Origin of the sequence: Kitasatospora sp. NPDC127067 (assembly GCF_042724755.1) — a bacterium.
Classification (GTDB): Bacteria; Actinomycetota; Actinomycetes; order Streptomycetales; family Streptomycetaceae; genus Kitasatospora; species Kitasatospora lactacystinica.
The window spans coordinates 19,427-29,714 of the sequence record NZ_JBHXEM010000111.1 but is presented as its reverse complement, the minus strand read 5'-3'; the positions used below and the strand labels follow the sequence as shown (position 1 = coordinate 29,714).

9 protein-coding genes and 1 tRNA gene are annotated in these 10,288 nt (G+C 72.7%); 5 read left to right on the top strand and 5 right to left on the bottom strand.

All coding sequences use genetic code 11. The annotated features are described in order from the left end of the window. Window positions 1-89: 89 nt before the first annotated feature. A complete protein-coding gene (locus ACFWJ4_RS32130) occupies window positions 90-1,538 on the bottom strand; it encodes a Cys-Gln thioester bond-forming surface protein (RefSeq protein WP_380550319.1) in 1,449 nt (482 codons plus the stop codon). A 357-nt stretch (window positions 1,539-1,895) separates the two neighbouring features. Next, window positions 1,896-2,516, bottom strand: coding sequence for a single-stranded DNA-binding protein (locus ACFWJ4_RS32125; protein ID WP_380550316.1), 621 nt, complete (start codon window positions 2,514-2,516; stop codon window positions 1,896-1,898). A 657-nt stretch (window positions 2,517-3,173) separates the two neighbouring features. Here ACFWJ4_RS32125 and ACFWJ4_RS32120 point away from each other — a divergent pair. Beyond that, a tRNA-Arg gene (locus tag ACFWJ4_RS32120) sits at window positions 3,174-3,249 on the top strand. A gap of 312 nt (window positions 3,250-3,561) precedes the next feature. Here ACFWJ4_RS32120 and ACFWJ4_RS32115 read toward each other — a convergent pair. Beyond that, complete coding sequence (locus ACFWJ4_RS32115) at window positions 3,562-4,167, bottom strand: TetR/AcrR family transcriptional regulator (RefSeq protein ID WP_380550313.1); 606 nt, start codon at window positions 4,165-4,167, stop codon at window positions 3,562-3,564. Window positions 4,168-4,242: 75 nt separating this feature from the next. Between ACFWJ4_RS32115 and ACFWJ4_RS32110 the strand changes: the two genes are divergently transcribed. Continuing rightward, window positions 4,243-4,797 carry a GNAT family N-acetyltransferase gene (locus ACFWJ4_RS32110; protein WP_380550310.1) on the top strand — a complete coding sequence of 185 codons (555 nt, stop codon included), beginning with the start codon at window positions 4,243-4,245 and terminating at the stop codon, window positions 4,795-4,797. 118 nt (window positions 4,798-4,915) lie between these two features. Here the strand turns inward: ACFWJ4_RS32110 and ACFWJ4_RS32105 are convergent, their stop codons facing one another. Then, on the bottom strand, window positions 4,916-6,496 hold the full coding sequence (locus ACFWJ4_RS32105; RefSeq protein ID WP_380550307.1) for an MFS transporter: 1,581 nt from the start codon (window positions 6,494-6,496) through the stop codon (window positions 4,916-4,918). A gap of 187 nt (window positions 6,497-6,683) precedes the next feature. Here ACFWJ4_RS32105 and ACFWJ4_RS32100 point away from each other — a divergent pair, with 187 nt between their 5' ends. The 3 genes from ACFWJ4_RS32100 (at window position 6,684) to ACFWJ4_RS32090 (ending at window position 9,048) form a co-directional block, all read left to right on the top strand. Then, window positions 6,684-7,373, top strand: a complete 690-nt coding sequence (locus ACFWJ4_RS32100) for a TetR family transcriptional regulator (protein WP_380550304.1) — start codon at window positions 6,684-6,686, stop codon at window positions 7,371-7,373. Window positions 7,374-7,408: 35 nt separating this feature from the next. Further along, window positions 7,409-8,218 (top strand): enoyl-CoA hydratase/isomerase family protein, encoded by an 810-nt coding sequence (locus ACFWJ4_RS32095; RefSeq protein WP_380550302.1) that lies wholly within the window; start codon window positions 7,409-7,411, stop codon window positions 8,216-8,218. A 218-nt stretch (window positions 8,219-8,436) separates the two neighbouring features. After that, complete coding sequence (locus tag ACFWJ4_RS32090) at window positions 8,437-9,048, top strand: phosphatase PAP2 family protein (protein WP_380550299.1); 612 nt, start codon at window positions 8,437-8,439, stop codon at window positions 9,046-9,048. A 1-nt stretch (window position 9,049) separates the two neighbouring features. Here the strand turns inward: ACFWJ4_RS32090 and ACFWJ4_RS32085 are convergent, their stop codons facing one another. Then, on the bottom strand, window positions 9,050-10,276 hold the full coding sequence (locus ACFWJ4_RS32085) for an acyl-CoA dehydrogenase family protein (RefSeq protein WP_380550296.1): 1,227 nt from the start codon (window positions 10,274-10,276) through the stop codon (window positions 9,050-9,052). Window positions 10,277-10,288 lie beyond the last annotated feature (12 nt).

Here is a 10,288-nt window from a genome sequence, read left to right as displayed (position 1 = left end):
CCGCACGGGTGCGGGGAGCCGGGCCGGTTTCCGCTCTCAGGGTCTCGGGAGGTCAGCGCCTCCCGGCCCGCTCGCGCGGTTCAGTCGGTTCAGGCGGTGGTGCGACCGTGACGGCCGCGGCGGCGCAGGACGAAGACGGCGGCGCCACCGGCCACGACCAGGCCACCGGCGACGGCGGCGAGGATCGGGGTGGTGTCATTGGCACCGGTCTGGGCCAGGCCACCGGTGCCGGGGGCGGCGCTGGTGGTCGCCGGGGTCGGCTGGCCGGCACCGGTGCTCGGGGTGCCCGACGGGGTCACGGACGGGCCGCCGGACGGGGTGCCGGACGGGGTGCCGGTCGCGGCCGGGGTGGTCGGGGCCGGGGTCGGGGTCACGCCGGTCTTGCAGTCCAGGACGCCGGTGAACTGCTTGGAGTAGCCGTTCGGGCCGGTCACGGTGAAGTCGTAGCTCGCCTTCTCCTCGACCTTGACGAGCACGCTCTCGGTCTTGCCCGGCTGGACGGCGACCTGCTGCTTGCCGACCGTGACGGTGGCCGCCTCGTCACCGGTGTTGGTGACGGACACCCGCACGCCGCCGGCGGCGCACTCCTCCTTGGCGGAGCTGTCGATCAGCGCGCCCTTGCCCTGCTTCCAGGTGGCCTTGGCGCCGGCCGCGACGTTCACCTTGGTGGAGCCGGCCAGGATCATGGTCTGGCTGTGGCGGCCGCGGTTGTCCACCTTGCTCATGAAGACCCGGCCGCTGAGCACGGTGGCCTCGGCGGTGGCGTTGATGGCGGCCTTGCCGTCCGGGGTGCCGGCCGGCACGTCCAGGTACAGCGGGGTGTCCTTGTTGATCGGGCCCGCCAGGGCGCCACCGACCGGCTTGTTGTCCTTGTCCAGCAGCTTGACCTTGTCCGCGGCGTCGCCGGTGACGGTCAGCTTGACCTCGTTCGCGCTGGAGTTCAGCAGGAACGGGCCGAGCTTGCCGCCCGACTTGCCGGAGACCGAGTCCGGGGCGAGGGTCAGCGAGGGCTTCGGCTCGGCCGCGACGCCCTTGTTGGCGTCGCCGACGAGGTAGTCGCGGAGCTTCTTGGCCTTGTCGTTGCGCGGGACGGCGTTCTTGTTGTCCGAGAACTTCCAGATCGCGGCCTGGGTGCCGGCGGCGGCGTCCGCCTCGCTCAGACCGTCGACGTGGATGGCCGTGGCCAGGGAGGCCAGGCTGGCCTGCGGGTACGAGTTGTCCAGGATCCAGCGGATCTTGGGGGCGTTCGCGTTGCTGTTGAGCGAGCTCGCGGCCCAGTCCGCCTCGTGGTACTTGGCGTTGCTGTCCAGGTAGACCGGGTTGTCGAAGTCGATGCAGTACGTCCGGAGCTTCTCGCCCGCGTCCGTCTTGAGGGTGAACAGGCCGCCGTCGACGGTCCCCTTGCCCTCGACGTCGATCTTCTCGCCGAGCATCTCGTTCTGGACCTCGGCGGTCACGCCCGAGGTCGGTGCGCCGGCCGCGGCCGCCGCACCGGCCGCGAACAGGCCTCCGCCCAGCGCCAAGCTGGTCGTGAGCATGACAGTGGTTATCCGGGACAGACTCAGCCCCTGCCTCTGGAACATCTGGGATCCCTCCGGGCCGGGCCGCACCGAGTGGGCAGTCCCCGCCGACTTGCCGATCCGCGCGTGCCCCCTGTGGCACTGCTGCGGGTATGAACCAGACGAATCCTATTGAGCCCCGGAGGCCCCGAAACCCCCATGCGAAATCAGGACGATTCCGTATCTGGATCGTTATCAATCCCCTCAGGTCCCACACAAGCTGACGGCCCGGCAGAAACTCACGGACGGTTTTCTGTTATGCGGTCGGATTGCGCGTGCGGGCGCAACGGCGTTCTCGATCAACATATTTGTCGACAGGGAAGGCCACCCGACCGGTCAGGTCGGCACATCCGCGGCGCCACCTCCCCGCGCCCTCCCGTCCACCTCCCCCGGTTCCCCCGCGACCGGCCTCCCGCCGGGCGGCAGCGCCCGCACGGCGGGTGCCGCCACCGCCGCCGGGGCCGCCGGGGAGCCCGCCCCGGACCGCGACGCGGAGCCCCTGCGCGCCTCCACCGCGCTGACGATCCACTCCGGCACCACCTCGTCACCCGTCTCCGCCCCGGCCGGCCCGGGGCCGCCCGGCGGCTGCCCGCGCACCCCCGCCGCCCACCGGAACGCCGTGGTACCACGGGTGAGGTCGTGTCCGACCGATCGCGCGTCGATCTCGGCCCGGCTGCGCTTCACCTCCCCGTCCGCCCACTCCCGCACCCGCAGCCGGCCGCTCACCAGCACCGGATCGCCCTTGGCCAGCGAGCCGATCAGATTGACCGCCAGCGCCCGCCAGGCCGTCACCGTCACCCACTGCGTCTCGCCGTCCACCCAGCACTCGCGCTGCCGGTCGTACCGCCGCTCGGTGCAGGCGAGCCGGAAGTTGGCCATCGGCACCCCGCCGCCGGTTTCGCCGTAGCTCACCTCCGTCGCCACATTGCCGACCACCGTCACATGCGTCTCGTTCACGGCACACCCTCCGTTCCCGCCGATGCACCGTACGGAATCGACCGGTGCGCCTTGAGCGTGCACTTCGGGGGAAATCCCGGCCACCGAGTTCCGAAATCCTGTGGATAACTCGGGCCTGTGGAAACTTTTGTCACTCGCAGGGGTGAATTTCAGCCTCCCGCAGCCTCTGCACGGCCCGAATCTTCGCGGCCATGACAACAAACCCGCTGCTCGCCGCCCCGCCGGCACGCCCCGGGAGCCGCCGGGGAAGAGGCTCCGGAACGCACCCGGACGGCCGTCCGCGCACGTCATCCGACCGGCGCAACGGCGATAAAGACCCCCCACCCGCTCCGTCGGCGGCACATTCTCCGTGCCGAATCCATAACGGGTGAGGAGGCAGCCCCGTAACGACTGCACAACGTCCGGCGCGGAACACTCCCAGACCGCTGCACTCACGGCCTTCACCTGCGATTATCGGACCGCTCCACCGAACCGACACACCAACGGCGGTGTCGTCGCACCCGGCCGGGGAAGCGGTCACCCTTATCCTGTCCCCGACAGGGCGAGGGCCCACCACCCCCACCCCCACCCTCAGGTACGGGGCCGGACAGCGCGCGCCCCGGCGCCCGCCAGCCCGATCCCGGCCACGGTCGCGCCCGCCAGGGCGCCGCCCGTCCCGCCCCCATAGCTCAGCGGATAGAGCACCCGCCTTCTAAGCGGTAGGTCGCAGGTTCGAATCCTGCTGGGGGCACCATCCGGCAATTCCGCAGGCCACCGCTCCGACGGACACCATCCGTGTTCGTTCCGGACCACCCGGTCATCCCGTACACCAACCGTTCCGCGCACCCTTCGCGCAGAACTCGTGACGATGCGTATCGCGGCCGCCGTGAAACAGGACCGAAAACGGGGTCAATCGGAACAACCGGAATTCCCGGTGAATCCCCCGCCCCGCACGCGTCGGAGCACGCACCGTCCCCGACGGCCGAGCCGACCCGAGCCGACCCAAATCCGACCCGACCGGACCGGACCGGCCCGGCGCGCTCCGGCTCGGGCCCGCCCGCCCCGCCTAGCCCGCCAGCCCGGCCAGATAGGCGTCCAGCAGCTCCGCCTGCCGCTCCGCGGGGAACTCCTCCGGAGCGAACAGCGCCTGCACCACCAGACCCAGCACGAAGGCCTGCGCCCCCGCGGCGAGCGCCGCCGGGTCGGCCTGCGCCGGGAGCTCCCCCAGCCGCTGGGCGTCCGCGACGTGCGCCGTGAGCGCGGTGCGCGAGCGCGCGTAGCGGCCCGCGTGCGCGGCCGCCAGCTCCGGGTCGGCCAGGGCGTGGTCCCAGGAGCCGACCCAGATCCGGTTGTCGGCCGCGGCTTCGCCGTCCAGCGGCAGCACGTCCAGGAGCGAGGCCCGCACCCGGGCCAGCCCGGCCGGCGGCTGGCCGTCGGCCGGGGCGGTGCGCCGGGGCCGGGCCAGCGAGCGCCGGTCCAGCTCCTCCAGCGCATGGCTGAGCAGCGCCCGCTTGTTCGGGAAGTAGTGCGTCAGCATCCCGGTGGAGGCACCCAGTTCGGCGGCCACCGCGCGCAGGGTCAGCCCCTCGAAGCCCCGGGTGGAGAGCACCCGCCACACCCCCTCGGAAACATCCGAGCGTCGGGCGTCATGGTCTCCACGGGCCGGTGTCATGGGGGCTATCGTACATACCAAACGTTTGTTATGAATGGTTTCGCCAACCTCAGCACCACCCGTGAAAGGCCGCCCGTGTTTGCCGTACCGCTCACCGAGAACGCCGAACTGCGCCCGCTGGAGCCCTGGCAGGCCCCCGAGTTCCTGACCCACCTCGACCGCGCCCGCGCCCACACCGACCCGTGGATCCCCTGGGCGACCTTCTCGGTCGACCTGGACTCCGCCCGCGCCACCCTCCAGCGCTACTCCGACGGCCTGAACGCCGACCAGAAGCGGATCTACGGCATCTGGCTGGACGGCACGCTGGTCGGCGGCGTGATGTTCGTGAGCTTCGACGCCCGGTCCGGCGTCTGCGAGATCGGCGCCTGGACGGAACCGGCCGGCGAGGGCCACGGGCTGATCACCGCCGCCGTCAAGCTGCTGCTCGACTACGCCTTCGCCACCCGCGGCATGCACCGTGCCGAGTGGTGGTGCTCCTCCGTCAACGCCCGCAGCCGGGCCGTCGCCGAGCGGGTCGGCATGACCCGCGACGGCGTGCTGCGCGAGTGGTACCCGTACAACGGGGTCCGCTACGACAAGGAGATCTGGGCCATCCTGGCCTCCGAGTGGACGGCCGCCGCCCAGGGCTGAGCCGCCCGCGAAAGCGGCGGGGCCCGGTGGACACCCCCGTGCCACCGGGCCCCGCCGCTCCAACACCGCCCCGCTCGAACCCCCTCGCTCGAACACCGCCCCGCTCGAACCCCCTCGCTCAGGCCGCCCGGGCCCCGACCGCCGGGCGCTCCGCCGCCGCCCCCGCCGGCGGCTCGGCGGCCCCGCCCGCACCCGCACTCGCTCCCCCGTCCAGGGCCGCGCCGCCGACCACCCGCAGCCGCCACACCAGCAGCACCACCAGCACCAGCACCCCGCCGGCCGACAGGAAGACCACGTCCACGGCGTCGGTGAAGCTGCGCACCGCGTGCTCGCGCGCGGTCCCGGTGAGCGTCCGGACGGCGCCCAGCGGCCGGCCCTGCTCGCCGGCCGCGAAGACCCTGGTCAGCACGGTGCCGAACACCGCCGCCCCCAGCGCGTTGCCGAGGTTCTGGAAGAACCGGATGCCGGTGGTCGCCACGCCCAGCTGGTGCGTCGGCGCGGCCTGCTGCACCACCACGATCAGCTGGCCGATCAGCTGACCCAACCCGCAGCCCAGCAGCGCGAGTTCGGCCATCACCGCGGGCAGCGCGGTGGTCGGCCCGCTCAGGCCGAGCAGCAGCAGGGCGAGCGCCGCGCAGCCCGCGCCGGCCAGCAGGAAGGTCCCCAGCGAGTGGCCCCGGGCGAGCAGCCGGCCGACGGCCAGGCCGGAGACCGTCATCCCGGCCGCCATCGGGATCAGGTACAGGCTGGCGGTGGTCGGGGCGACGCCCCGGGCGAGCTGGAGGTAGAGCATCACCTGGACGATCGCGCCGATCATGCCCATCCCGACCAGGCCCTGGATCGCGAAGCCCAGCCGCACCACCGGGATCCGGAACAGCGACAGCGGCAGCACCGGCGCGGCGGCGACGGCCTGGCGCCACAGGAAGAGGCCGAACGCGGCGAGCGTGCCGAAGGCCAGCCCGAGGATCACCGGGGACGTCCAGGCGTAGTCCTTGCCGCCCCACTCGGTGACCAGCAGCAGCCCGACCGCGAACGCCGCGGCCAGGGCGGAGCCGAGGAAGTCCAGGCCGCCGCGGCCGGTCGCCCTCGGCAGCCTGATCACCAGGGCGACACCGACCAGCACCACCAGGCAGAGCGGCAGGTTGACGTAGAAGATCCAGCGCCAGCTGACGTGGTCGGCGAGCAGCCCCCCGACCAGCGGGCCGACCGACATGCCCAGCCCCGCGACGATCCCGCCCATGGCGCTGCCCTTGGCGTTGGCACGCCCGTCCGGCTCCTTGAACTGGGCGATGACGACCATGGTGACGCTCATCAGCCCGCCGCCGCCGATGCCCTGGACGGCCCGGAAGGCGATCAGCTGGCCCATCGACTGCGCCGCTCCGCACAGCGCCGAACCGAGCGTGAAGGTGGCGACCGCCCCGAGGAGCACGCGCTTGGCGCCGTAGGAGTCGCACAGCTTGCCGTAGAGCGGCAGCAGCGCGGTGGCGGCGAGGGCGAACGCGCTGATCAGCCAGGGCAGCCGGTCGACGCCGTGGACCGGGTCGAGGTCGCGGACGATCGGCACGGTGGCCGCCGAGACGATGTTCATGTCGAGCACGGCCAGCACGATCGTGACCAGGCAGAGCAGCATGCCCGCCTTGCGGCGGCCGGGTGTCATCGGCGCGGTGGCGTCGGGCGGTGCGGGTACGGCGGTGGCCATGGTCAAGTCCCCCCAGGGTCGGTCGAGTTCGCGTCGGGGCCGGGGTGGCCGGCGGCGCGTCCTCACCATGGCAGCATTTTTGTACCCGGTCAATTCTTCGTCCTGGCCAATCTTTCATCCTGGCCAACCTTTCGACCCGACCAATCTTTCAGACCGGTCAACATTTGAGCCTGGTACAGTCCCCAGCATGGCGATGCGACCCGCACAGGACCCCGGCTCCGACGTCGACCTGGACGCGCTCCCGCTGCGCGAGCGCAAGAAGCTCCAGACCGGCATGCGGATCTTCCGAACGGCCATCGCGCTGTTCACCGAGCGCGGCTTCGACCAGGTCTCGGTCGCGGAGATCGCCGCCGCCGCCGAGGTGTCCAAGATGACCGTCTTCAACTACTTCCCCACCAAGGAAGAGCTGGTCATGCGCCCGATGGAGCAGCACCTGGACGAGCCCGCCCGGGCGGTGCGCGACCGCGCCCCGGGCAGCTCCGCGGCGACGGCGCTGCGCGAGCAGTTCCTCGCCGCGCTGGAGCGCTTCGACCCGGCCTCCGGGCTGAACGACGACCGGATCGTGCTCGACGTGGTCCGGCTGATCCACCGCACCCCGGCACTGACCGCCCGGGCCACCCACGGCTTCGACCTACTGGCGCACGCCGCGCTCTCCGCCGAACTGATCGCCCAGGACCCGGCCCACGACGAGCTCACCGCCCGGGTCGCCACCGCCCAGGCGCTGGCCGTCCGGGTCGCGCTGATCGCCGCCAACCACCGGCGGATGCTCGCCGGCGAGCGGGCCGTCGATGCCCTGCCCACCGCGCTGGAGGAGGCCCGCCGCGCCTTCGCCCTGCTCGAACACGGCCTCGGCGACTACTGCACCCGCGCCGCCTGAGAGAGTTGGCGCACCACGACCGACCGGAGGTGCGCATGGACCAGCCGCTGCTCACGCGGGACCGCTCCGCCCTGCCCGCGCAGGCCGAGGGCCTCAACGCGTACGTCGGCGAGGACGGCGTCGCCGTCCTGGAGTTCGCCCGCCCGCACCGGCGCAACGCGGTGACCCTGGCGATCTGGCAGGCGCTGCCCAAGGTGCTGGAGCAGCTGGCCGACCACGAGGGCGTGCGCGTCCTGCTGCTCACCGGCGCCGGCAACACCTTCAGCGCGGGCGCGGACATCGCCGAACTCTCCGAGGTGTACGGCGATCCGGACCGCGCGGAGGCCTACCACGCGACCAACGTCGCCGCCGAGGAGGCGCTGGCGGCCTTCCCGCACCCGACCCTCGCCGTGGTGCACGGTGCCTGCGTCGGCGGCGGCTGCCAGCTCGCCGTCGCCTGCGACCTGCGGTTCGTCGCCGAGGACGCCCGGCTCGGGATCACCCCGGCCAAGCTCGGCGTGGTCTACTCGGCGGTGCCGACCGTACGGCTGTCCCGGCTGATCGGCCCGGCCCGGGCCAAGTACCTGCTGTTCTCCGGCGAGTTGGTGGCCGGCCGGGACGCCCTGCCGCTGGGCCTCGCCGAACGCGTCCTGCCGGACGCCGAACTGGACGCCGCCGCACTGGACTTCGCCCGGGTGCTGACGCTCCGCTCGACCCAGACCATCGGCGCGGCCAAGGCCGCCCTGGACGCCCCGCCCGAGCGGGCGGACGAGGTCCTGGCCCCCTGGCTGCTCCGCGCCCGGGAGGGCTCGGACATCCGCGAGGGCCTGACGGCCTTCCTGGAGGGCCGCCCCGCCCGGTTCTGAGCCGGGCCCGCCACCGGACCCGCCACCTACCCGCCGCCGGACCCGCCACCGAGCGGGTTCGGCGGCGCCGGTCCGGCGGTCGGGGCCGGCCTACGGATCCGGAGAACGGGTCCGGAGAACGGGTCCGGAGAACCGGTCCGCACCACCACCCGTACGATCGTCCGACCGGAACCCGTTCGCCCCTTCCGCCCCTTCACGCCCCCGGAGCACCCACCCCGATGACGACCGAGGCCGAGGCCGCGCCCGCCGCCCCCACCAGCCGGACGATCTGGGCCCGCCGGATCACCGACGGCCTGGAGCCGAAGAACGTGATCGTCGCGCTGCTCCCGGTGCTGGGCGGCCTCCGCTACGGCCTGCCGGGCATCGGCTGGGCGCTGTTCGCCATCCTGTTCGCCGCCGTCGTCCCGACCCTGATCATCCGGCACGGCATGCGCAAGGGCACCGTGGCGGACCGCCACGTCGGCCACCGGCAGCGCCGGCTGACCGTCTTCCCGCTCATCATGGGCTCGGTGCTGCTCAGCTTCGCGGTGATGATCGGACTGGACGCCCCGGCCGACCTGACCGCGCTGGTCCTGGCGATGTTCGCCTCGCTGGTCCCGATCCTGGTGATCACCGCCTGGTGGAAGGTCTCCGTCCACACCGCCGTGGCCACCGGCGCGGTGGTCTGCCTCGCCATCGCACTGGGCCCGCTCTGGCTGCTGCTCGCTCCGCTGGTTCCGGCGATCGGCTGGTCCCGGGTGGTGCTGCGGGACCACACCGCCGCGCAGACGGTCGTCGGCGCGGTGGTGGGCGCGCTCACCGCCGGGCTCACCTTCTGGCTGGCCCGCTGAGTCAGCGGATCGGCACGCCCGAGATCGCCCGGGCGATCACCAGCCGCTGGATCTCGCTGGTCCCCTCGAAGATCGAGTAGATCGCGCTGTCCCGGTGCATCCGCTCCACCGGGTACTCCCGGGTGAAGCCGTTGCCGCCGAGGATCTGCATCGCCTGCGCGGTCACGAACTTGGCGGTCTCACCGGCGTACAGCTTGGACATCGAGCCCTCGGCCGCCGTGAAGGGCTGGTTGTTGGCCGCCATCCAGGAGGCCCGCCACACCAGCAGCCGGGCCGCGTCGATCCGGGTCCTCATGTCGGCGAGCTGGAAGGCCACGCCCTGGTTGTCGATGATCGGCCGGCCGAACTGCTCGCGCGTCCTCGCGTAGTCCAGCGCCACCTCGTACGCGGCCCGGGCGATGCCGATCGCCTGCGCGCCGACGGCCGGGCGGGAGGCCTCGAAGGTGGCCATCGCCGCGTTGCCCCTGCCCCCCGGGCGCTTGACGCCCTCACGGGCCCGGGCCAGGCGCTCGTCCAGCTTCTCCTTGCCGCCGAGCAGGCAGCTGCCGGGCACCCGGACGCCGTCCAGCACGACCTCGGCGGTGTGCGAGGCGCGGATGCCGTGCTTCTTGAACTTCTGGCCCTGGCTCAGTCCGGGGGTGCCGGGCGGGACGACGAAGGAGGCCTGGCCCTTCGCGCCGAGCGCCGGGTCGACGGTGGCGACCACCACGTGGACGGCGGCTATCCCGCCGTTGGTGGCCCAGGTCTTGGTGCCGTTCAGCACCCACTCGTCCGCGGCCTCGTCGTACACCGCCCGGGTGCGCAGGGCCGAGACGTCGGAGCCGGCGTCCGGCTCGGAGGAGCAGAAGGCCGCCACCTTGACGTCCTCCGGCGTGCCGAACATCTGCGGGGTCCAGGTGCCGATCTGCTCGTCGGTGCCGTTGGCCAGCACCGCGACGGCGGCCAGGGTGGTGCCGACGATGGACAGCCCGATGCCGGCGTCGCCCCAGAACAGTTCCTCCATGGCGATCGGGATGCCGACGCCGGAGGGGTCGAAGTACTGCTGGGCGTAGAAGTCCAGCGAGTAGATGCCCAGCTTGGCGGCCTCCTGGATGACCGGCCAGGGGGTCTCCTCGCGCTCGTCCCACTCGGCCGCGGCCGGGCGCATCACGTCGGCGGCGAAGCCGTGCAGCCAGTCGCGTACGGCGACCTGGTCCGCGCCCGGGTCCAGCGAGAACGTGCTGCTCATGGTGCGTGCCTC

Bases quoted from the DNA above. Each gene is read 5' to 3' on its own strand.
- ACFWJ4_RS32130 (WP_380550319.1), bottom strand. From the start codon at position 1,538: ATGCTCACGACCAGCTTGGCGCTGGGCGGAGGCCTGTTCGCGGCCGGT.
- ACFWJ4_RS32115 (WP_380550313.1), bottom strand. From the start codon at position 4,167: ATGACACCGGCCCGTGGAGACCATGACGCCCGACGCTCGGATGTTTCC.
- ACFWJ4_RS32105 (WP_380550307.1), bottom strand. From the start codon at position 6,496: ATGGCCACCGCCGTACCCGCACCGCCCGACGCCACCGCGCCGATGACA.
- ACFWJ4_RS32100 (WP_380550304.1), top strand. From the start codon at position 6,684: ATGGCGATGCGACCCGCACAGGACCCCGGCTCCGACGTCGACCTGGAC.
- ACFWJ4_RS32095 (WP_380550302.1), top strand. From the start codon at position 7,409: ATGGACCAGCCGCTGCTCACGCGGGACCGCTCCGCCCTGCCCGCGCAG.
- ACFWJ4_RS32090 (WP_380550299.1), top strand. From the start codon at position 8,437: ATGACGACCGAGGCCGAGGCCGCGCCCGCCGCCCCCACCAGCCGGACG.
- ACFWJ4_RS32085 (WP_380550296.1), bottom strand. From the start codon at position 10,276: ATGAGCAGCACGTTCTCGCTGGACCCGGGCGCGGACCAGGTCGCCGTA.